Here is a 21,962-nt window from a genome sequence, read left to right on the forward strand (position 1 = left end):
GAGCCCGCCGCCGTCGGGGCCATCCCCTTGAACGCGAACGCGAAAGAGAAAGCAGATCCCATGGACGAGATCACCCGCGACGTCGTCGTGATCGGTGCCGGCGCCGCCGGCCTCACCGCCGCGAACGACCTGCGAAAGGCCGGCCTCTCGGTCGTCGTGCTCGAGGCGCGCGACCGCGTCGGCGGGCGCCTGTGGACCGACGTCATCGACGGCGCCATGCTCGAGCTCGGCGGGCAGTGGGTCTCTCCCGACCAGACCGCGCTGATCGACACCGTCGCCGAGCTGGGTCTGTCGACCTACAGCCGCTACCGCGAGGGCGACAGCGTCTACGTCGGTGCCGACGGCCAGGCCAAGCGCTTCACCGGCGAGATGTTCCCCGTCGCGCCCGAGACCGAGAAGGTCATCGACGAGATCACGGCGAAGCTCGACGCGATGGTCGCCGAGATCGACCCCGACAAGCCGTGGGAGCACCCCCGCGCGGACGAGTGGGACAAGATCTCGTGGGACGCCTGGCTGCGTCAGCAGACCGATGATGACGAGGCCGTGCGAAACCTCGCCTTCGCGACCGGTTCGGCGATGCTCACCAAGCCGACGCACACGTTCTCTCTGCTGCAGTCGCTGCTGATGGCGGCATCCGCGGGCTCGTATTCGCACCTGGTGGATGCCGACTTCATCCTCGACAAGCGCGTCACCGGCGGGCTGCAACAGGTGCCCGAGCTGCTCGCCGAGCGTCTCGGCGACGACGTGCTGCTCAACCAGCCCGTGCGCCGCATCATCTGGGGCGACGAGTCCGCCGCCACCGAGCGATCGGTCGACGCGGGTACGGGGCGGCGGGTCGAGGATCTGCGCGCCCTGACCGCGCGGGTCGAGACGGCGAAGACGGCGTCGGCGGGCGTCACGGTCGTCGCCGACGGCGTGACGGTACGCGCGCGCTTCGCCATTCTGGCGCTCGCACCCGTTCTCTACTCGCGCATCTCGTTCGAGCCGCCGCTGCCGCGCCTGCAGCACCAGATGCACCAGCACATCTCGATGGGCTTCGTCATCAAGGTGCACGCCGTCTACGACACGCCGTTCTGGCGCGAGCAAGGCCTGTCCGGCACCGCGTTCAGCCCCTACCAGCTGTGCCACGAGGCCTACGACAACACCAACCACGGCGATGAGCGGGGCACGCTCGTCGGTTTCGTCTCGGACCAGAACGCCGACGACCTGTTCCGCCTGACCGCCGAGGAGCGCAAGGAGCGCATCCTCGACTCCCTGGCGCGCTATTACGGTCCGCAGGCCAAGGACCCCGTCGTGTACTACGAGAGCGACTGGGGCACCGAGGAGTGGACGCGCGGAGCATACGCCGCGAGCTTCGACCTCGGCGGTCTGCACCGTTACGGCGCCGACCAGCGTCAGCCCGTGGGTGCGATCCACCTCGCGTGCAGCGACATGGCCGGCGCCGGCTACCAGCACGTCGACGGGGCGATCCGCCAGGGGCACCGCGCCGCCGACGAGATCCTCGAGCGGACGCGCGGATGAGCGGCGACCGCGTCGTCGTCGGCTACACGGCGACCGACGCGGGCGCGGACGCCCTCGCGTTGGGCGCCCGCCTGGGGGCGGCCCTCGAGACCTCGGTCCATGTCGTCGTCATCCTGCCGTCGGCGCAGGGCAACGTCTCGATTCCCAGCGACGCCTCGTACGACCGGCTCGTCGAGGACACCGCCCGCGGGTGGTTGCGCGACGCCCTGGCGCCGTTCCCCGGCATCCGGGGTCACGTCCGCTACGCCGCCGACGTGTCCGACGGTCTCGTCGCCGCCGCCGAGGAATTCGGGGCGGCCGTCCTGGTCGTCGGCACCGGCGGGGGAGGCCCGCGGGGTCGTCACCGTCTCGGCACGACCGCCGAGGAGCTCGTGCACTCGGCTCCCGTTCCCGTCGCCCTCGCCCCGGAGGGGGCGCGCCACGTCGATCCGTCGGTGGGGCTGCCGCGCATCACCACCGCGATCGGCACCCGACCCGGCGCCGACGTCCTGCTCGACACCGCGGTGGCGACGGCGCGGCGCGCGCATGCTCCGCTGCGACTGCTGTCGCTCGCGGGCGTCGACCTCCCCGGTCGCGTCGATGCGGGCCTGACCCGCCTGACCGCTCAGGCGCACGCGCAGGACGTCCTCGACACCGTGCGCGGCTCGTTGCCCGCCGAGATCGAGGCTGAGGCGCTCGTGGGCGCCGGCAGTGACATCGAGGATGCCGTGTCGCGCATCGACTGGCTGCCCGGCGAGGTCGCGCTGGTCGGGTCGAGCCGGCTCGCGCAGCCGCGCCGACTGTTCCTCGGCTCCACCGCAGGGCGAATCCTCCGCGCCCTGCCCGTCCCCATGATCGTGGTGCCGCGCACCTCGGAGACCTCCTCATGACCTCATCTCGCAACGACGCGAGCCCCGCCCCGGGCCCCGACGCCGCCGTCACCACCGGCATCTCCAACAAGGGCCTGCGGGTCGGGTCGATCGGCATGGTGGGCGCCGTCGTCATCGGCATCTCGACCATCGCCCCCGCCTACACGCTCACCGGCGCCCTCGGGCCCACCGTGTCCGCGGTCGGGTTCCAGGTGCCGGCCATCATCCTCGTCGGCTTCATCCCCATGCTCCTGGTCGCGCTCGGCTACCGGGAGCTGAATTCCCGGATGCCGGATGCCGGCACCTCGTTCACGTGGGCCGCGCGCGCCTTCGGGCCCTGGGTCGGATGGATGGCCGGGTGGGGGCTGGTCGCGGCGACGGTGATCGTGCTGTCGAACCTGGCCGGGATCGCGGTGGACTTCCTGTTCCTGCTCATCGCCCAGATCACCGGCAACGCCGAGATCGCGGAGCTCACCCGGGTCGTGCCGATCAACATCGCGGTGTGCCTGCTGTTCATGCTGCTCGCCACGATCGTGTCCTACCGCGACCTGCAGACCACGCAGCGCCTGCAGTACGGCCTGGTGGGCTTTCAGATCCTCGTGCTCCTGGTGTTCGCGGGTGCGGCCGTCGTCGAGATGATGAACGGCAACGCCTTCGATGCCAGCCCCGTGCAGGCATCGTGGTTCAACCCGTTCGAGGTCGACTCCTTCAGCTCCTTCGCCGCCGGCCTGTCGCTGTCGATCTTCATCTTCTGGGGGTGGGACGTCATCCTCACCATGAACGAAGAGACCAAGGACCCCGACCGCACCCCCGGTCGCGCGGCGACCGTCACCGTGTTCCTCATCGTGGCGCTGTACCTGCTGATCGCGGTCGCGCTGCTGATGTTCGCCGGCAACGGCACGGGCGAGCTGGGCCTGGGCAACGAGGACATCCAGGAGAACGTCTTCTTCCACCTCTCCGGACCGATCCTCGGCCCGCTGGCGTTCCTCGTCTCGCTCGCGGTGCTCACCAGCTCGGCGTCGTCGCTGCAGGCCACGTTCGTGGGGCCTGCCCGCACGCTTCTCGCGATGGCGCACTACGACGCCCTGCCGCGGACGTTCGCGAAGGTCAGCCCGCGGTTCTTCACCCCCGGCTACGCCACGATCGTGTCCGCGATCGTCGCCTCGGCCTTCTATGCGATCATGCGCGTGCTGAGCGAGAACGTCCTGACAGACACCATCACGGCGCTGGGCGCGATGATCTGCTTCTACTACGGCCTGACCGCCTTCGCGTGCGTCTGGTACTTCCGCAAGCAGTGGTTCGACTCGGTGCGCAACGTCTTCCTGACGCTGCTGGCCCCGCTCGTGGGCGGTGTCATCCTGGCCGTGCTGTTCGTGACCACCCTCATCGACAGCGCGGATCCCTCGTACGGCTCCGGTTCCGAGATCGGCGGTGTGGGGCTGGTCTTCGTCATCACGGTCGTCATCATCGTGGTCGGCGTCGTCCTGATGATCGCGCAGCGTGTGAAGAGCCCGGCGTTCTTCCGCGGTGAGACCCTGGGACGCGAGGCGCCCGCCAGCGCCCGCCGTCGCCGCACGTCCTGACAACGAAACGAAAAGGAGCACCATGAGCGACTACGCCGTCGTCAACCCCGCCACCGGTGAGACCCTCGCCGAGTACGACACGCTCACCGATGCCGGAGTGCAGGGTGCCATCGCCTCCGCCCACGACGCGTACCGCGCGTGGTCGCGCACGGCGCCCGCGGACCGTGCCGCGGCGCTGCGCCGAGTCGCAGAGCTGCACCGTGAGCGCCGTGACGAGCTCGCCGCGATCATCGTGCGCGAGATGGGCAAGCCGCTCGCCGCGGCCGAAGGCGAGGTCGACTTCGCCGCCGACATCACCGAGTACTACGCCGACAACATCGACAAGATCACCGGCGACACCCCGCTGGACATCCTGGCCGAGGGATCCGCCGTGATCCGGCGCTCGCCCCTGGGCGTGCTGCTGGGCATCATGCCGTGGAACTTCCCGTACTACCAGGTGGCCCGCTTCGCCGCGCCCAACCTGGCGGTGGGCAACACGATCCTCCTCAAGCACGCGCCCCAGTGCCCCGAGTCCGCCGAGGCGCTGCAGGCGATCTACCGCGACGCCGGTCTGCCCGAGGGCGCCTACGTCAACATCCGTGCGACCAACGACCAGGCGGCGACCATCATCGCCGACCCGCGCGTGCAGGGCGTGTCGGTGACGGGTTCCGAGCGCGCCGGGTCGGCCGTCGCCGCCCTCGCCGGCCAGCACCTGAAAAAGGTCGCCCTCGAGCTCGGCGGGTCCGACCCGTTCATCCTGCTCTCCACGGACGACCTGGATGCCGCCGTGCAGGCCGCCGTGGATGCCCGCCTCGACAACAACGGCCAGTCGTGCAACGCGGCCAAGCGCTTCATCGTCGCCGACGACCTGTACGACGGCTTCCTCGCGAAGTTCACCGCAGCGCTCGGTGAGGCGAAGGTGGGCGACCCGTTCGCCGACGACACCGTGCTCGGACCCCTGTCGTCCCTGGCCGCCGCCGAGCGCCTCGACGAGCAGGTCCAGCGCGCCGTCGCCCAGGGGGCGACGGTCGAGGTGGGCGGCCGGCGCGACGGCGCCTACTACCCCGGCACCGTGCTGACCGGGGTCACGAAGGACATGGACGCGTACGGCGAGGAGTTCTTCGGCCCCGTCGGCACCGTCTACCGCGTGTCGAGCGAGGAGGAGGCGATCGAGATCGCCAACGGCACGGGCTACGGCCTGGGCTCGTACGTCTTCACCACGGATGCCGAACAGGCCCAGCGCATCGCCGACCGCATCGAGGCCGGCATGGTCTACGTCAACGTCGTGCTCGCCGACTCGCCCGAGCTGCCGTTCGGTGGGGTCAAGCGCAGCGGCACCTCGCGCGAGATGGGCCTTCTGGCGGCGGACGAGTTCGTCAACAAGAAGCTCATCCGCTCGGCCTGATCCGTGTCGCGTCCCCCGGCCGGTTCGCCTCGCCGGGGGACATGACATAGACTGGGACGTGCAGTCGAAATCTGCATTCTTTCGCTGTGCCCCCCGGGTACACGGCATCCCTCCCCGAGAGATTCCAGGCGATAGCGTGCGGATCTCGCTTCCCGGATCCTTCGGGATCTTAGGGCGGTAGCTCAATTGGCAGAGCAGCGGTCTCCAAAACCGCAGGTTGCAGGTTCGATTCCTGTCCGCCCTGCGCACAGCGCACGCTGGCACAGACACAGACCTAGGTGGTTCGATGACGCAGGACGAGGCGCAGGGCGAGATCGTCGCCGAGCGCGGTGCGCCCCGCGAGAAGAAGCTCAACTTCTTCGCGCGGATCGCCCTCTTCATTCGTCAGGTCTTCGCGGAACTGCGCAAGGTCGTCACCCCGACGCGGCAGGAGCTGTTCAAGTTCACCGCCGTCGTCCTCGGGTTCGTCGTCGTCATGATGGCGATCGTCTACGGCCTCGACGTGCTGTTCGTGTGGATCACCACCGCCGTCTTCGGCGTCCCCGGTACCGCCGGCGCCTGACCGGCGTCTGGGCGGACGCGCGGCGCCAAGGGCGGCCGCCTCTGAACGGAAGAGATCACAGTGTCTGAAAGATATGTCGACGACGCCGATTGGGCGACGGCAGCCGAGCAGTCCAGCGAGGACGACGAAGCCCAAGAGGGCAACGTGCTCCAGTCGCAGGAGCGCGCCTCCGACTCGGCCGAGCACTCGGCCGTCCACATCGTCGATGACGAGACCGACGCCGATGACGCCGACCTGAGCGACATCGACATCACCGACCCGGAGGCGGACGCGATCGTGAACGACGCTCTCGAGATCGACGAGGCCAGCGAGGCCGAGGCCGCCGCCGAGGTGCTGAACGACTCCCTCGCCGAGGAGCAGGCCGAAGAGGCCGCCGAGGCTGCCGACGAGGTCACCCCCTACGACGGCCCCGACGTCAACGGCGAGCCCGACGAGCCCGTTCTCGACGAGGACTTCGTCGACGAGGTCTCGGCCGCGGCATCCGTCGTCGACGAGGTCGAGTCCGACGAGTCGCCCGCCGATGCGCCCACCGACGTCGACGCGGCCGACGACGAAGACCTCGACCCCTACGACGCGTTCCGCGCGGAGCTCCGCTCGCTTCCGGGCAAGTGGTACGTCATCCACTCGTACGCCGGTTTCGAGCGCAAGGTGAAGGCCAACATCGAGCAGCGCAAGTCGACGCTCGAGGTCGAGGACGACATCTACCAGGTCGAGGTCCCCATGGAGGACGTCGTCGAGATCAAGAACGGCCAGCGCAAGATGGTCAACCGCGTGCGCATCCCCGGCTACGTGCTGGTGCGCATGGACCTCAACGAAGACACCTGGTCGGTCGTGCGCCACACCCCCGGTGTCACCGGCTTCGTGGGCAACGCCCACAACCCCACGCCGCTGCGCTTCGAAGAGGCCTTCAACATGCTGAAGAGCCTCGTCGAGGTCAAGGAGTCCGCTCCCGCCAAGGCCGGAGCCGCCAAGGGCGCCCCGACCGCTCAGCGCGTCATCCCGGCCGAGGTCGACTTCGAGGCCGGCGAGACGATCACGATCAAGGAGGGCTCGTTCGCGGGCCTGCCCGGCACGATCAGCGAGATCAAGCCCGAGAGCGGCAAGCTCACCGTGCTGGTGTCGCTCTTCGAGCGCGAGACCCCCGTCGAGCTGTCGTTCGACCAGGTCACCAAGATGGTGTGACGCCCCGCGCGTCCCCGCGAACGCCCCGCCCGGCTCCTGCCGCGCGGGGCGTTCGCCGTTCTCCCGCGCCCTCCCCACCGATAAACGCCGTGTGTGCCCAAACACGCGGCGGCGGACCGTGTCTCGGCACGAACGGCGTTTATCGCCGTCGAGCGCGCCGCGCGGGGCCGCTTGCCCGCGGTGCCGCTCACCGCGCCGCACCGGGCCGCTCGCCCGCTGCGCCGGTCGCCGCGCCGGGCCGCTTGCCCGCTGCGCCGGTGCGCCGGGCCGCTCGCCCGCTGCGCCGGTGCACCGCGTTCCGGGCCTGACACCGCTCGATAAACGCCATCTGTGCTCAGACACGCGGTGGCGGACCGTGTCTCGGCACGGACGGCGTTTATCGCCGCTCGCCGCTCTGCCGCCCGCCTCCCCGCCGACCGCGCCAGTACGCCGCGTTCCGGGCCCGACACCGCTCGATAAACGCCATCCGTGCTCAGACACGCGGTGGCGGCCCGTGTCTCGCACGAACGGCGTTTATCGCCGTCGAGCGCGCCGCCCGCCGCCCGCCCCGCTGTCCGCCGGGCCTCGCCGCAGCGCGCCGTGCCTCCGCGAGCGCGCGCGTCTCGCTCCGGCGCCGCGCCGCAAGCAGCGTCCGCCGCGCCGCAAGCAGCGTCCGCCGCGCCGCCGCTACTCGGAACGCGGGTTGAGGCCGACGCTGCGGAGGTTGCGCCCGTCGACCCGCGACACCACGGGCAACCCCGCTGCCCTCAACGCATCGCGGAGGCCGTCGACCCTCAGTGCACCGGCGAAGTCCCACCGCGCGATGCGCCATCCCGCCCGCCGCAGCGCGTCTTCGCGCGTCTTCTCCGCCCGGACGGCCGTGGCGGCGGCCTCCGGGTCGTGCCCGTCGTACTTCGCCCAGCCGTCGAACTCGCCGATGACGCGATGCTCCGGCCAGCAGAAATCGGATCGATAGGTGCGGCCGGCGACGCGGTGTTCGGTCTGCAGGTCGGCCGCGGGGAACCCGCACCACTCGACGACCGCCCGGCTCACCGATTCGCCCACGGATTCCGACCGCAGATCGCCACGGGCCAGGACCCAGTCGAGCTTCCTCCGACCGCGCGGATTGCGCCGGGACGCGGCGAGGTCTTTCAGCTCGGTCGAGGTGATCCCATCGGTCCGGAGGGCGGCATCCGCCATCGCCAGGGCGAACGCGGGCGGTAGGACGCGCGCGAGGTCCACCACGACGTCCGCGAGAGGAGAGCATCGGATGCCGTCGCGCTCGAGGGTGCGGCGACGGTCGGCGCTCGTGTGCACGCGCACGTCGCCGTAGGCGAGCGAGCGTGCGCGTCGTCCGTCGAAGAGGTGGATGTGCCGGGGGTGGCCGAAGACGGGCAAGCCGTGAAGAACCGCTGCCGACTCGTGGGAGAAGACCGCACCGGCGTTCACGAGCCGGAACGCGTGCACGCGCAGGAGATATCGGTCCCACGGCGGCAGCGCAGCCCACCCGGCCGCATCCGTGTACACGCCCGTCCGAATGCGATGCAGGTGCGGGTCGCGCGACGGGTGCGACCCGAGGGAAGGAGTCTCAGCCGCGGCGAACAAGGGCAGGGGCGCGCCGCGGAACGCGGGAGGATCGGCATCCATCCGCCGAGGGTGCCGCAAACGGCGCACCCGCGGTGACCGGGTGTGCATAACCCGGGCGCCCGGCGCCTCCGCCGATAAACGCCGTTTGTGCCGAGACTCGCGGCGGCGCACCGTGTCTCGACACGGACGGCGTTTATCGGGGAATGGGGCGACGGGACAAGGGCGCCGGGGGACAGGGCGACGGGGAGGGAGCACCGGGATGACGGGGCGGCCGGCATCGCGTATGATGAGGAGGTTGCGTGCGTCCGCGCGCGCGACGACCGCTGCCCGGAACCGCCGGGTCGCGGGAGAGAGGGAGCCGCGAGGCCCCCGCTCGAGAGAGGAAAAGGATATGGCACCCAAGAAGAAGGTGACCGGCCTGATCAAGCTCCAGATCAAGGCGGGTGCGGCCAACCCCGCGCCCCCGATCGGTCCGGCGCTCGGTCAGCACGGCGTCAACATCATGGAGTTCTGCAAGGCGTACAACGCGGCGACCGAGGCCCAGCGCGGCAACGTCATCCCCGTCGAGATCACCGTCTACGAGGACCGCAGCTTCACGTTCATCCTGAAGACGCCCCCCGCCGCAGAGCTCATCAAGAAGGCCGCCGGCCTCGCGAAGGGTTCGCCCACCCCGCACACCACCAAGGTCGGCAAGCTGACCAAGGAGCAGGTCCGCGAGATCGCCACCACGAAGCAGCCCGACCTGAACGCGAACGACATCGAGGCCGCCTCGAAGATCATCGCCGGTACCGCCCGTTCCATGGGCATCACGGTCGAGGACTGAGGGAGATAACAATGGCTACCAAGTCCAAGGCATTCCGCGCCGCTGCTGAGAAGATCGCGGCCGACACGTTCTACACTCCCGCCGAGGCCGTCGCCCTGGCGAAGGAGACCGGCTCGAAGAAGTTCGACTCGACCGTCGAGGTCGCGCTGAAGCTCTCGGTCGACCCCCGCAAGGCCGACCAGATGGTCCGCGGCACGGTCATCCTGCCCCACGGCACGGGTAAGACCGCGCGCGTCATCGTCTTCGCCAACGGCCCCGCGGCCGAGGCGGCCCTGGCCGCCGGTGCCGACGAGGTCGGCGGCGCCGAGCTCATCGAGAAGGTCGCCGGCGGGTACACCTCGTTCGACGCCGCCGTCGCCACGCCCGAGCTCATGGGCCAGGTCGGTCGCCTCGGTAAGGTCCTCGGACCCCGCGGCCTCATGCCGAACCCCAAGACGGGCACCGTGACCCCCAACCCGGCCAAGGCCGTCGAGGAGATCAAGGGCGGAAAGATCGAGTTCCGCGTCGACAAGCACGCCAACGTGCACTTCGTCGTCGGCAAGGCGTCGTTCTCGGCCGAGCAGCTCGACGAGAACCTCAAGGCCGCGCTCGAAGAGATCGTCCGCCTCAAGCCGTCCAGCTCGAAGGGCCGCTACATCCAGAAGGGCGCCGTGTCGACCACCTTCGGTCCCGGCATCCCGCTGGACGTCAACGCCATCGTCTGACGTTCGTCACCGAAAGCCCCGCCGCGCCCCGTGCCGGCGGGGCTTTCGCGTTCCCGGGCGCGGTGTCGACGGCCCACCCCCGTGCACGGACGTGCAACACAGCGTCATGAGGGAAGACCATCGCGCCCGATCGTGTTGTGCTGGAGGGTCGCGCTTCGCGATCCGACCCCCGATCTCACATGTCTGGAACAGCTATGCCCCGTCGTCGTCTGACCGTCCTCGCCGCCACCCTGGGCCTGAGCGCCCTCGCGCTGACCGCCTGCAGCGGCGGTGCGACCTCTTCGGCCGACCCCGCAGCTGGTGCCGACTACGGTCTGGTGTCGGGCGGCACCCTCACCGTCGCCACCGAGGGCACCTACCGCCCGTTCTCTTACCACGAGGGCGCGGGCGACCTCACCGGCTTCGACGTCGAGATCGCGAAGGCCGTCGCCGACAAGCTCGGCCTCGAGGTCAAGTTCCAGGAGACGCAGTGGGACGCGATCTTCGCGGGCCTGGATGCCGGTCGCTTCGACGTCATCGCGAACCAGGTGTCGATCAACCCCGAGCGGCAAGAGAAGTACACCTTCAGCGCGCCCTACACCGTCTCGCGCGGTGTCATCGTGACCCCCGAGGACGACAGCTCGATCTCGAGCTTCGCCGACCTGTCGGGCAAGACCACGGCCCAGTCGCTCACCAGCAACTGGTACGAGCTCGCCACCTCCAGCGGCGCGCAGGTCGAGGCCGTCGAGGGATGGGCGCAGGCCGTCGCGCTGCTCAAGCAGGGTCGCGTGGATGCCACCGTCAACGACCAGCTCACCTACCTCGACTACGAGAAGACGAACAGCCCGACGGGCTTGAAGATCGCCGCCGAGACCGAGGACACGTCCGAGAGCGCCTTCGCGTTCAAGAAGGGCCAGGACAAGCTGGCCGAGGCCGTCGACGGCGCCCTCGAGGAGCTGCGCGCGGACGGGACGCTGACCCAGATCAGCGAGAAGTACTTCGGCGCCGACGTCACCCAGTAAGCGTCCCGCTGTAAACCCCGCGGATCATCCGCCTCGCACCCCCTAGCGTGAGAGGCGGATGATCCGCTCCCGCGTGCGCGCGTTCGTCCGTCAGGCAAGAGGAGGCCCATGAACGACCTGTGGACGCTGCTGCTGGATTCGTTCTGGCCGATGGTCCTGGCCGGCATCACGGGCACGATCCCGCTGTCGCTGGCATCCTTCGCCATCGGCCTGGTGATCGCCCTGCTGATGGCGCTGCTGCGACTGTCGCCCAACGTCGTGCTGTCGGGGTTCGCCCGTTTCTACATCTCGATCATCCGCGGCACGCCGCTGCTCGTGCAGCTCTTCGTGATCTTCTACGGTCTGCCCGCGGTGGGTCTGACGATCGATCCGTTCCCCGCCGCGATCATCGCCTTCTCGCTGAACGTGGGCGGGTACGCGGCGGAGGTCATCCGCGCGGCGATCCTCTCGGTCCCGCGGGGGCAGTGGGAGGCCGCGCACACCGTCGGCCTGTCGCGCGGCAAGACCCTCTCGCGGATCATCCTGCCGCAGGCCGCACGGGTGTCGGTGCCGCCGCTGTCGAACACGTTCATCTCGCTCGTCAAGGACAGTTCGCTGGCATCCCTGATCCTCGTGTCGGAGCTGTTCCGGCAGGCGCAGAACATCGCGGCCTTCTCGTACGAGTTCATGGCCGTCTACCTCGAGGCGGCGTTGATCTACTGGTTGTTCTGCCTCGTGCTGTCGTTCGCCCAGAACGCCCTGGAGAAGAGGTTGGACCGCCATGTCGCCCACTGACCCCACCGCGCCCCTGCTCGCCGCCCACGGGCTCGAGAAGAGCTTCGGCACCAATCGCGTGCTCGACGGCGTCGACCTCGAGGTGCGCCGCGGCGACGTGCTCGTCCTGATCGGCCCCTCCGGCTCGGGCAAGACCACCGTGCTGCGCTGTCTGAACGGGCTCGAGACGCCCGACGCCGGGGTGGTCTCGTTCGACGGCGGTCCGCGCGTGGACTTCGCGCAGAAGGTGTCGAAGGCCGATCGCACCGCCCTGCGGGACCGCTCGGCGATGGTGTTCCAGCACCACAACCTGTTCCCGCACCTGACGGTCCTGCAGAACGTCATCGAGGGGCCGGTGCAGGCGCACGGCGTGCCGAAGGCGGAGGCCGTGGCCCGGGCCGAGCGACTGCTGGCCCGCGTGGGCCTCGCCGACAAGCGCGACGCCTACCCCTCCGAGCTGTCGGGCGGGCAGCAGCAGCGCGTCGGTATCGTCCGCGCCCTGGCGCTCGAGCCGCAGCTGCTGCTCTTCGACGAGCCGACGAGTGCGCTCGACCCCGAGCTGGTGGGCGAGGTGCTGACGGTCCTGCGCGAACTCGCGAACGAGGGCTGGACCATGGTCATCGTCACGCACGAGCTCGGTTTCGCCCGGCAGGTCGCCGACGAGGTGCTCTTCTTCGACGGCGGGGTGATCGTCGAGCGCGGCGCTCCCGCGCAGCTGTTCACCGCGCCGCAGAAAGAGCGCACGCGCCGGTTCCTCGATCGTCTGCTGCGTCCCCTCGACGGTCCCGACCCCGCCTGAGCGCCGTGGACCGCCTGACCGATCTGCTGGGCGTCGACGCCCCCATCGTGCTCGGCCCGTTCGGCGGGTTGTCGTCGGTGGCGCTCACCGCCGCGGTCAGCGACGGGGGAGGACTCGGCTCCTTCGGCCTCTACGGCTACGCGCCGCCGCGCATCCACGACACGATCGCCGCGCTCCGGGCCGCGACGGATCGTCCGATCGCGGTGAACCTGTGGATGCCGCGCGGCGACGAGGTCACCCCCGACACCGTCGACGCGACGGCGGCCCTGGACGCCGCCGAGCCGCTCTTCCGCCGCGCGGGCATCGCCCGGCCCGCCCTCCCCGCCGCGTTCCTGCCGGCCGTCGACGAGCAGCTGGACGCCGTCCTGGCGGCGAGGCCCGACGTGCTGAGCGTGGTGTTCGGGGTCCCGGATGCCGAGACCCTCGCCCGCGCGCGACAGCACGGCATCCGCGTCATTGGCACCGCCACTTCGGTCGCCGAGGCCGTCGCGCTCGACGCGGCCGGGGTCGACGCGATCGTCGCGACGGGCATGGAAGCCGGCGGCCACCGTGTGTCGTTCCTGCGCGATGCGGCGGCGTCGCTCGTCGGGACGTTCGCCCTCGTGCCCCAGGTGGTCGACGCCGTCGGCGTCCCCGTGATCGCCGCGGGAGGCATCGCCGACCGCCGCGGCGTCGCCGCCGCCTTCGCGCTCGGGGCGGCGGGCGTGCAGGTGGGCACCGCGTTCCTGCGGACGAGGCAGTCCGCGGCCACGGCCGCCCATCGCGCCGCGATCGCGAGTGCGGCGGACACCGACACCGTCCTGACCCGGGCGATGAGCGGCAGGCTGGCGCGCGGCATCCCGAACATGGCCGTCCACGAGCTCGAGGCGGCGGGCGAGATCGCGCCGTTCCCGGCGCAGAACTGGCTCACCGGGGTGTTCCGACAGGCCGCGGCCGCGTCGGGCGACCGCGAACTGCTGTCGCTGTGGGCCGGGCAGGCCGCGGGGCTCACGCGTTTCGACGACGCCGCCGACGTGCTCGCCGAACTGCGGGCCGGGGTGCCCGCCTAGGCGGTCGGTCGGATCTCGAAGCCGGTCGAGAGCTCGGACGCCTCGTCGAGCACGTCGACGTCGTCCACCTGCGCCGCGGGAGGGCCGTCGTGCGCCCAGGCGATGACGTCCTCGACGGCGTCGGCGTCGCCCGCGAGGCGGGCTTCGACCCGGCCGTCGCGCCGGTTGCGCACCCACCCGGCGACTCCTCGGCTCGACGCCTCCTGCTGCAGCGCGTAGCGGTAGCCCACGCCCTGGACGCGGCCGCTCACCGTGATCGTCACCGTTCTCATCACTCCATCATGCGCGCTGCGGCGGACGTCAGTGCGGCAGCACCAGCGACACGGCGAGGACGAGCATGACGACCGCGATGACGGCATCCACGATCCGCCACGCGCGCGGTGTATCGAGCCAGCGTCCGAGGTAGCGCGCCCCGTAGCCGAGGGCGGTGAACCACACGACGCTCGCCAGACACGCGCCCAGCGCGAACGCCCACCGCCCCTCACCGTGGGTGGAGGCGACGGATCCGAGTAGGAACACCGTGTCGAGGTAGACGTGCGGGTTGAGCCAGGTGAGGGCCAGGCAGGTCGCCACGGTCGCCGCCAGGCCGGTCCGGGTGCGCACCGCGACGGCGCCCGCCGCGGGGGAGGGGGAGTTCGCGTCGACGTGCAGGGTCCGGCCGCTCGGCCGCAGGGCTCGACGCGCCGCGAGCAGCGCGTAGCCGAGCAGGAAGGCGGCGCCCGCCCCGCGCACCGCGACGAGCAACCACGGCACGGCCTGGAGCGCCAGACCGACGCCCGAGACGCCGAGCAGGATGAGCACCGCGTCCGAGATCGCGCACACGGCCACGACGGCGAGGACGTGCTCACGACGGATGCCCTGGCGCAGCACGAACAGGTTCTGAGCGCCGATGGCGACGATGAGCGAGAAGCCGAGTCCGAGACCGGCGAGGACGGAGGGGAGCACGACGACGACGATAGGCGGGCCCGCGTCCGAAGCACAGCTCAGGATTCTGCAGCGGCGTTAGCATCGCTTCATGTCGATCCCGCTCGATCTCGCGCGCACCCTCGCCACGGTGGTGGAGGAGGGGACCCTGGATGCCGCTGCCCGCCGCCTGCACGTCAGCCCGTCCGCGGTGAGCCAGCGGATCCGGGCGCTCGAGGACCAGCTCGGGCGGGTGCTGCTCGTCCGCTCGAAGCCCGTCCGGGCCACCGAAGCCGGGGACGCGGTCGTGCGTCTCGCGCGCCAGCTCGCGCTGCTCGAGCACGACGCCCTCGCCGCGATCGGCGCGGAGGGCGGTGCCGTGGCATCCCTTCCGCTCGCCGTGAACGCCGACTCGCTCGCGACCTGGTTCCTGCCGCCGCTGGCGCGTGTCGCCGCGCGGCGCGAGGTCGTCTTCGACCTGCACCGCGACGACCAGGACTTCACGGCCGGCCTGCTGGAGTCGGGCACCGTCATGGCGGCGGTGACCTCGCGCGAGGCGCCGGTGGCGGGATGCCGCGTCAGCCGGCTCGGCATCCTGCGCTACGAGGCGGTCGCCACCGCCGCCTTCGCCGCCCGCTGGTTCGCGCGCGGCGCGGACGCCCAGGCGCTCGAGGACGCCCCGCTGGTCGACTTCGACCGCCGCGACGACCTGCAGACCCGCTGGCTCATGCGGCGCGGTGTCTCGGCCGCGGCACCGCCGCGGCACCGCGTGCCGGCCTCGCAGGACTTCGCCACCGCGATCGAGCTCGGCCTGGGGTGGGGGCTGCTTCCCGGCTTCCAATCCGAGCGGGGCCTCGCCGACGGATCCCTCGTGCGACTCGCCGCGGACCCGGTCGACGTGCCCCTGTTCTGGCAGCGGTGGAACCTCACCTCGCCGCTCCTGGACGAGGTGGCCGACGAGGTCGTCGACGAGGGGCGCCGCCGCCTCGCGGCCTGATCAGTCGTCGCCGACGTGCAGGACGATCTTGCCGCGCGTGTGGCCCCGCTCCAGCTCGGCGTGCGCGGCGGCGGCGTCCGCCAGGTCGAACACGCGATCCACGTACACCCGCACCGCGCCGGAGTCGAGCAGCCGCGCGATCGTCGCGAGGGCGCCGCCGTCGGGGATCGTCTTGTAATCGGTGGAACGGATGCCGCGCGCCGCGGCGGCCTCGCGGAACCCGGGCCACGCGCCGGTCGGCACCTCGATGAGCAGCCCGCCGGGCTTGATCACATCGAGCGAGCGGGTCCCGGTGTCGTCCGCCACGTTGCCGACCAGATCGACGACGACGTCGACGGGCTCGACGACATCCTCGAAGCGCTCCGACGTGTAGTCGACCACCTGCGCCGCGCCGAGCTCGGACAGCCAGTCCAGCGTGCGCCCCGAACCGGTCGCGATCACGTGGGCGCCGAAGTACGTGGCGAACTGCACCGCGAAGTGGCCCACGCCGCCCCCGCCGGCATGGACGAGGATGCGTTGACCCTGGTGGGCGAGGGCCGTCTCGACGATGACGCCCCACGCCGTCAGCGCGGCGACCGGGACGCCCGCGGCCTCGACGTGCGACAGCGACGAGGGCTTGCGCGCGAGCGAGAGGGTGGGCACGACGGCGTACTCGGCGTACGCCCCGGGCGTGCGGGGGACCGCGGCCATGCCGTACACCTCGGTGCCGACCGGGAACGGGTGCGCGTCGAAGGGCGTTCGCACGACCACGCCGCTCACGTCCAGGCCCAGGACGCACGGGCCCTGCTCGATCGCCGCCGACAGTCCACGGCCCGCGCGCGTCTTGGCGTCGATGGGGTTCACTCCCGCGGCGACCACCCGCACGAGCACTTCGCTCAGCACGGGCGTCGGCACGGGCACTTCCGCGGTGCGCAGCACCTCGGTCGAGCCGGGATCGTCGAACACGACGGCCCGCATCGAGTCGGGCACCGCCGGAGCGGGAAGAAGGGCTGTCTCGGGACGCGTCGATCGGAATCTCATCGTGCGCTCTCTCTCGCCGGGGCCGCCACGCGGCGACTCCGCCGCGCGTGCTCCCAGCTAAGCGCGCCATTGTCTCGGCGGTGTTTCAGCTCCGTCACCGTGGCGCGAAGCCCGGATCCGTGGGCGCCGCAGCCCCGGCGCCGCTCAGTCGCGCGCGGGCACTTCTCCGACCGCGAGCGCGTGCAGGAGCGTCGAGAGGTGGCGGATGTCGTCGATCGACCAGTCGGCGATGGCCTCGAACAGACGGCTCTCGTGCGGGGCCCGGGCCTCGGCGAGACGCGCGTGGCCGAGCTCGGTCACGGCGATGAGCCGTGAGCGGCCGTCGTTGGGGTCGGGCGTCCGGGTCACGAGACCGAGGTCCTCGAGTTCGCTGATCCCGCGGCTGAGGAAGCCCTTGTCGGCGGCCAGGCGCTCGGCCAGCGCCGAGAGCGTCAGCGGACCGAAGCGGCTGACGACCGACAGCGCCTTGAAGGTCGCGGGGAGCATGCCGGGACTGACCCGTTCCGCCGCCTCCGAGACGAAGCGGCGGAACACGGTCATGAGCTCCGAGAACGACGATTCCAGGGCCTGCACGGCCTCACGGCGGTCATCGTCCACGTCGCTCATCACGTCAGACATCTTCTCCCATCCCGGCGCTGCGGTGTGCACGGCGCGGGGATCCGGCATCCGGGGTCCGTACCGTGCCGGTCGCCGAGAGGGTGGCCATGGCCTCGGGGACCGACACCGTGGCGAGGTCGGCCTCGCTGGCGGCCACGCGCTCGCTCGTGGTCATGCGGGTGAGCGGACGGTTGGGCAGGAACAAAATCGCGATGAGACTGACGACGGCGACGGGCACCGCGATGAGGAACGAGTGCGCGATGGACTGGGCGTAGATGTCCTCGACGATGACCCTCACGCTCTCGGGCAGCATCGACACCTGCGGGATCGTGCCCGACTGCAGGCTCTCGGCGACAGCGGCGCCACCGGCGCCGAGGCCCATGATGGCCGTGCGCAGGTCGTCGGCGCGATCGGTGAACAGGCTCGTGGCCATGCTCGCCAGCGCCGCACCCATGACCGAGACGCCGATGGTGCCGCCGAGGCTCCGGAAGAACGTCACGCCCGAACTCGCCGCACCCATCTGGGCGGGGTTCGCGGTGTTCTGCACCACGAGGACGAGGTTCTGCATCGTCATGCCGACGCCGGCGCCCAGCAGAGCCATGTAGAGCGAGACGAGGGCGAAGTTGGTGTCGTAGTGGATGGTCGACAGCAGGAAGGACCCCGCGATCAGCAGCACCCCGCCGACGATGAGGAACGGCTTCCACCGACCGAAGCGCGAGATGAGCGCGCCCACGACGATCGACGACACCAGCAGTCCGCCGATCATCGGGATCGTCATGACGCCGGCCTCGGTGGGCGTGGCACCGCGGGCCATCTGCATGTACTGGCTGAGGAAGACCGAGGTGCCGAACATCGCCAGGCCCGTCGCGATCGACGCGATGGTGGCGAGGGTGAAGGTGGCGTCGCGGAAGAGGGTGAGCGGCACGAGCGGCTCGGACGAGCGCAGCTCGACCACGACGAACAGGACCGCGGCGACGACGGCGCCGCCGACCATCAGCAGGGTCTCGACGCTCGCCCAGTCGAAGGTCTTGCCGGCATTGGTGACCCAGATGAGCAGCAGCGAGACGGCCGCCGACAGCAGCACGATGCCGAGGTAGTCGATCTTGACCGCGCGCTTGGCTCGCGCGGGCAGGTGCAGGGTGCGCTGCTGGATGAGCAGGGCGGCGACGGCGAAGGGCAGGGCGACGAAGAAGTTCCAGCGCCAGCCGAACGCGTCGGTGATGACCCCGCCGAGGAGGGGGCCGCCCACGGTGGCGACGGCCATCACGGCGCCGAACAGGCCCATGTAGCGACCGCGCTCGCGGGGGCTGATGATGTCGGCCATGATCACCTGGCTGAGGGCGGCGAGACCGCCCGCGCCCAGGCCCTGCACGGCGCGGAACGCGATGAGCATCTCGGTGTTCTGAGAGAAGCCCGCGGCCGCGGTGGCGAGGACGAAGACCGCGATGGCGATCTGGATCAGCACCTTGCGGTCGAACAGGTCGGCGAGCTTGCCCCAGATCGGGGTCGAGATCGCGGTGGTGAGCAGGGTCGCGGTGATGACCCAGGTGTAGGCGTTCTGGTCGCCCGACAGGTCGTGCACGATGACGGGCAGCGACGTCGAGACGACGGTCGAGGCGAGCATCGACACGAAGGTGCCGAGCAGCAGCCCGATGAGGGCCGGGAGCACGCGCCGCGGGGCGGCGGTCTCGGGGGAAGCGGTGGTCATGCGGAACTCCACGGAGAAGAAGGATGCCGCGACGACGATGGCGCGATTAGTTGACTGATGTCAACGATACGCCTCTTACTTGACTTGCGTCAACCATTAATCGAGCAGAGCGAGCGCGCGATACCTCTCCGAGGGTTCGTGTCGAACCGGTGCCGGGCGACGCGCCTCCATGGTGCGCCGGTACAACTCGTCGATCAGCGAGGTGGCCAGGCCCACGAGCTTGGCGATCTCGCGCTCGTCGCGGTCGATCCACTGGCAGCGCGGTTCGTCGTGCAGGGGGACGAACCCGTCGTGCTGCTCCCAGGCGACGAGGGTGCGCTCGGCGCCGAGTACGTGCTGCTGCCACCAGATCTGCCGCATGTACGTCTTGGGGATGGACCGCCACGCCTTGTTCGTCGTCTTGATCTCGGCGAGCACGATGCGTCCCTCGCCGTCGACGACGACGCCGTCGGGGGTCGCCAGGTGACGCTTCTCGACGACCGCGTGGTACAGCGCGGAAGAGGGGCGGATGCCGTGCGTCGCGGCCACCCAGGCGGCGATCTCGGGCTCCCGGCGGCGTCCGTGCGCGGTGTAGGCGTTACCCGAGAAGCTCGAGCCCATCAGCTTCGCGTCCGCGGCTCGGGCGATCGCGTTCGCGCTGGTGAGGGCCGCGACGTCGGTCGCGGTGATGCCGCGCGAACGAGCGCGGATCCAGGCGACGCGGTCGCGGGAGTCGGCCACGATCCGGGCGTCGAGGTCGGCGCTGCGCGACGCGACGAGCTCGGGGGACATGCGTTCGACCCTAACCCCGCGACGCTCGGGAGTGCCTGCGAGGCGCGGCGCGTCGGCATCCGGGGTCTTGTCATCCAGGTAAGGGTGCCCTAAATTCGTCGCATGACCCTCGACCCCCGCGTGCTGCGCCGCCCCGACGGCGGCCTGTGGAGCGAGCTCGAGGGAGCCGTGCTGCTCGGTGGAGACGCGCGCAACGTGCCCGAGATGCAGCGGATCGCGGCAGCCCTGTCTCCCGCCGCGCACCTGACCGTGATCGTCGAGATCTGCGGGTCTGCGCAGCTCGGCGTGATCGACGCGGGCGAGGGCCGCGTGAGCTGGCTCGACCGCACGCTCGACGGCGAGCTGCGCCCCCGCGGCGAGCGGCTGGCGCAGGCGATCCACGCCTGGTGCGCCGAGTGGGCGTGCGGCGACGACGCCGTGTGCACGGTGTGGCTGGGGGCGCGCACCCCCGCGCGCATCGTGCGCATGACCCGCGCCCTGCTGCCCGAGCCGCGCGTTTCGTGAGGCGAGGCGGCGTCCGCTCGCCCGCCCTCCGCCCGCCCTGCCGTCGGCGGGTCCTCAGTCCGGTGTTCTCCCGCCCGCCCGTCCGCTGCCCGCCCGCCCACCCGGCGACCGCCCACCCGGCGAGGCCGCACACCATCGTCGAGACCGCACGTCTTTGCGAGCCAACGCATGCGGTTTCGCTGATCGCCTGCGGTCTGAATGGGTGGCCGTCGATGCCGCCCACCTTCCTCCCCAGGTGGGGGCCTGGAGATAGGCGCGGTGGCGCGTACGCGTAGGCGGGCAGTGTGGGCGGATGACGGACGCTCTGGACATCCCGCGGGCGCGACGGATGGTCCTCACCCGCGAGGAGTTGGAGAACCGCGAGGTCGGGCCGAGTGAGCTGCGGGCTGCGGGCGCGGACCAGGGCGGCAGGTGGTTGCGCATTCGGCCGGGTGCGTACATCGACCGGGCGGCGTTCGATGCGCTGCGACCCGTGGACCGCCACCTGATCGGTGTCGTGGCCGCGATAGGGCGGTCCCGGGGCTCGGCCGGCGTGGTCTCGCACCTCTCCGCCTCGGTCCTTCATGGCCTTCCCCACTATCGGTTCCGACCGCGGCCCATCTCGATGACGGTGCCGGATGCCACCCACCCGCCGAGTCGCGCGGGTCTGCGTCGACACACCGACGAGTTGCCCGACCAGGACGTGGTGGAGATCCACGGCATCCGGTGCACGTCCTTGGAGCGCACGATCTTCGACGTGGCGCGGACGGAGCCGTTCGAGACCTCCGTGCCGTGCGCCGATGCCGCATTGCGGCGCGATGTCGTGAGGGGCAGGGAGTTCGACGCCGAGGCGCAGGGCCTCTGGCGCGAGGTGCTCTCGCGTCGGGCAGAACGCGCCAGCGGTCGCCGCGGCGTGCGCCGAGCGTCCTGGGTCGGCGCCTTCGCCGACGGGCGGGCCGAGCTGCCCGGCGAGAGTGTGAGCCGTCTGCAGCTCCACCGGCTGGGGTTCCGCGACTTCGACCTGCAGGTCGCGGTCGAGGGACCGCGCGGTCGCGACTACTTCGTCGACATCGGGCTGCCCGGGGCGAAGACGTTCTGGGAATTCGACGGCGAGGGGAAGTACCGCGACGAAGCACTTCGCAACGGGAGGTCGCTCGAAGACGTGTTGCTCGCCGAGAAGCGGCGTGAGGACTGGATCCGCGGCCGCACGAGATGGGGACTGTGTCGTGGCGGGTTCGCCGACATCGCCTCGCCCGAGAGGCTCGCCGCGAGGTTGGCGGCGTTCGGCGTCCAGCCGCCTCGCTGATCCCGCGTCCCGCGTCCCGCGTCCCGAGTCCCGCGGCCCGAGTCGCGAGTCCCGCGAGGACGCACGTGATGGTCGAACCCGTAGTCGTCGGCGGCCAGGGGCGTGCGGTTTCGACGACCACGTGCGGTTTCGGCGACCGGCCGGCCCGTCCGGGGCGGGGGGCCCGGGTGGCCGGGGCGGGCCGGGGCGGGCCGGGGCGGGGCGGGGCGGGGCGGATTGGCGCGGCGGCGCGGGATCGGGTATAGTAGGGGCCAAGCCAAAGACCGTCGGTCATCGTCGTGCTCGCATGTCGATCGAAGCGTCTGCTGAAAAGCAGGGGACCTACGCAGGTAAAGGAAACTCTTCCGAGCTCCGTGCGCCTGCGCCGGAGCTCTTCTTTTTGTCCGGACCCCGGTGTCTTCG

22 protein-coding genes and 1 tRNA gene are annotated in these 21,962 nt (G+C 71.0%); 16 read left to right on the forward strand and 7 right to left on the reverse strand.

Going from position 1 to position 21,962, the window contains the following annotated elements; translation table 11 throughout:
* Positions 1-60 precede the first annotated feature (60 nt).
* The 7 genes from DC432_RS00935 to nusG all read left to right on the forward strand — a co-directional run bounded on the left by DC432_RS00935 (position 61) and on the right by nusG (position 7,080).
* Positions 61-1,521 (forward strand): flavin monoamine oxidase family protein, encoded by a 1,461-nt coding sequence (locus tag DC432_RS00935; protein WP_116536295.1) that lies wholly within the window; start codon positions 61-63, stop codon positions 1,519-1,521.
* Positions 1,518-2,390, forward strand: a complete 873-nt coding sequence (locus tag DC432_RS00940; RefSeq protein WP_116536296.1) for a universal stress protein — start codon at positions 1,518-1,520, stop codon at positions 2,388-2,390. Before DC432_RS00935 ends, DC432_RS00940 begins: the two co-directional genes overlap by 4 nt.
* Entirely contained in the window at positions 2,387-3,952 is a 1,566-nt protein-coding gene (locus tag DC432_RS00945) for an APC family permease (RefSeq protein ID WP_116536297.1), read from the forward strand. The genes DC432_RS00940 and DC432_RS00945 overlap by 4 nt, the downstream gene beginning before the upstream one ends.
* A gap of 22 nt (positions 3,953-3,974) precedes the next feature.
* Positions 3,975-5,336: an NAD-dependent succinate-semialdehyde dehydrogenase gene (locus DC432_RS00950; RefSeq protein WP_116536298.1), complete on the forward strand. Its 1,362-nt coding sequence runs from the start codon at positions 3,975-3,977 to the stop codon at positions 5,334-5,336.
* 171 nt (positions 5,337-5,507) lie between these two features.
* A tRNA-Trp gene (locus DC432_RS00955) sits at positions 5,508-5,580 on the forward strand.
* A 42-nt stretch (positions 5,581-5,622) separates the two neighbouring features.
* Entirely contained in the window at positions 5,623-5,898 is a 276-nt protein-coding gene (gene secE, locus DC432_RS00960) for a preprotein translocase subunit SecE (RefSeq protein WP_108319121.1), read from the forward strand.
* Between the two features lie 60 nt (positions 5,899-5,958).
* Complete coding sequence (gene nusG / locus DC432_RS00965) at positions 5,959-7,080, forward strand: transcription termination/antitermination protein NusG (protein ID WP_116536299.1); 1,122 nt, start codon at positions 5,959-5,961, stop codon at positions 7,078-7,080.
* Between the two features lie 666 nt (positions 7,081-7,746).
* Here the strand turns inward: nusG and DC432_RS00970 are convergent.
* The gene (locus tag DC432_RS00970) at positions 7,747-8,706 is read right to left on the reverse strand and encodes a hypothetical protein (protein WP_116536300.1); all 960 of its coding nucleotides are present in this window, start codon (positions 8,704-8,706) and stop codon (positions 7,747-7,749) included.
* A gap of 331 nt (positions 8,707-9,037) precedes the next feature.
* Between DC432_RS00970 and rplK the strand changes: the two genes are divergently transcribed.
* From rplK to DC432_RS01000, 6 genes are all read left to right on the forward strand, one after another.
* Positions 9,038-9,469, forward strand: coding sequence for a 50S ribosomal protein L11 (rplK, locus tag DC432_RS00975; protein WP_058232721.1), 432 nt, complete (start codon positions 9,038-9,040; stop codon positions 9,467-9,469).
* Between the two features lie 11 nt (positions 9,470-9,480).
* Entirely contained in the window at positions 9,481-10,173 is a 693-nt protein-coding gene (gene rplA / locus DC432_RS00980; protein ID WP_108319386.1) for a 50S ribosomal protein L1, read from the forward strand.
* A gap of 194 nt (positions 10,174-10,367) precedes the next feature.
* Positions 10,368-11,174, forward strand: coding sequence for an amino acid ABC transporter substrate-binding protein (locus DC432_RS00985; RefSeq protein WP_108319388.1), 807 nt, complete (start codon positions 10,368-10,370; stop codon positions 11,172-11,174).
* A gap of 108 nt (positions 11,175-11,282) precedes the next feature.
* Positions 11,283-11,948 carry an amino acid ABC transporter permease gene (locus tag DC432_RS00990; RefSeq protein ID WP_108319390.1) on the forward strand — a complete coding sequence of 222 codons (666 nt, stop codon included), beginning with the start codon at positions 11,283-11,285 and terminating at the stop codon, positions 11,946-11,948.
* Positions 11,935-12,726, forward strand: coding sequence for an amino acid ABC transporter ATP-binding protein (locus DC432_RS00995; RefSeq protein WP_116536301.1), 792 nt, complete (start codon positions 11,935-11,937; stop codon positions 12,724-12,726). The genes DC432_RS00990 and DC432_RS00995 overlap by 14 nt, the downstream gene beginning before the upstream one ends.
* A gap of 14 nt (positions 12,727-12,740) precedes the next feature.
* Complete coding sequence (locus DC432_RS01000) at positions 12,741-13,775, forward strand: NAD(P)H-dependent flavin oxidoreductase (RefSeq protein ID WP_116536405.1); 1,035 nt, start codon at positions 12,741-12,743, stop codon at positions 13,773-13,775.
* Here DC432_RS01000 and DC432_RS01005 read toward each other — a convergent pair.
* A complete protein-coding gene (locus DC432_RS01005) occupies positions 13,772-14,047 on the reverse strand; it encodes an acylphosphatase (RefSeq protein WP_116536302.1) in 276 nt (91 codons plus the stop codon). The genes DC432_RS01000 and DC432_RS01005 overlap by 4 nt on opposite strands.
* Positions 14,048-14,075: 28 nt before the next feature.
* The gene (locus DC432_RS01010; protein ID WP_116536303.1) at positions 14,076-14,720 is read right to left on the reverse strand and encodes a LysE/ArgO family amino acid transporter; all 645 of its coding nucleotides are present in this window, start codon (positions 14,718-14,720) and stop codon (positions 14,076-14,078) included.
* Between the two features lie 70 nt (positions 14,721-14,790).
* On the opposite strand from DC432_RS01010, the gene DC432_RS01015 reads away from it, so the two are divergent.
* Positions 14,791-15,675, forward strand: coding sequence for an ArgP/LysG family DNA-binding transcriptional regulator (locus DC432_RS01015; protein ID WP_116536304.1), 885 nt, complete (start codon positions 14,791-14,793; stop codon positions 15,673-15,675).
* Here the strand turns inward: DC432_RS01015 and DC432_RS01020 are convergent, their stop codons facing one another.
* The 4 genes from DC432_RS01020 to DC432_RS01035 form a co-directional block, all read right to left on the reverse strand.
* Positions 15,676-16,695, reverse strand: coding sequence for an NADP-dependent oxidoreductase (locus tag DC432_RS01020; protein WP_116536305.1), 1,020 nt, complete (start codon positions 16,693-16,695; stop codon positions 15,676-15,678). It lies immediately after the preceding gene.
* A gap of 144 nt (positions 16,696-16,839) precedes the next feature.
* Positions 16,840-17,301, reverse strand: coding sequence for a MarR family winged helix-turn-helix transcriptional regulator (locus DC432_RS01025; protein WP_165801155.1), 462 nt, complete (start codon positions 17,299-17,301; stop codon positions 16,840-16,842).
* Between the two features lie 4 nt (positions 17,302-17,305).
* On the reverse strand, positions 17,306-19,000 hold the full coding sequence (locus DC432_RS01030) for an MDR family MFS transporter (RefSeq protein WP_116536306.1): 1,695 nt from the start codon (positions 18,998-19,000) through the stop codon (positions 17,306-17,308).
* A gap of 96 nt (positions 19,001-19,096) precedes the next feature.
* Positions 19,097-19,771, reverse strand: coding sequence for a YqaJ viral recombinase family protein (locus tag DC432_RS01035; RefSeq protein ID WP_116536307.1), 675 nt, complete (start codon positions 19,769-19,771; stop codon positions 19,097-19,099).
* A 102-nt stretch (positions 19,772-19,873) separates the two neighbouring features.
* On the opposite strand from DC432_RS01035, the gene DC432_RS01040 reads away from it, so the two are divergent.
* Positions 19,874-20,275 (forward strand): hypothetical protein, encoded by a 402-nt coding sequence (locus tag DC432_RS01040; protein ID WP_116536308.1) that lies wholly within the window; start codon positions 19,874-19,876, stop codon positions 20,273-20,275.
* 292 nt (positions 20,276-20,567) lie between these two features.
* Positions 20,568-21,560, forward strand: a complete 993-nt coding sequence (locus tag DC432_RS01045; protein ID WP_133177863.1) for a type IV toxin-antitoxin system AbiEi family antitoxin domain-containing protein — start codon at positions 20,568-20,570, stop codon at positions 21,558-21,560.
* Positions 21,561-21,962 lie beyond the last annotated feature (402 nt).

Origin of the sequence: Microbacterium testaceum (assembly GCF_003075375.1) — a bacterium.
Classification (GTDB): Bacteria; Actinomycetota; Actinomycetes; order Actinomycetales; family Microbacteriaceae; genus Microbacterium; species Microbacterium testaceum_E.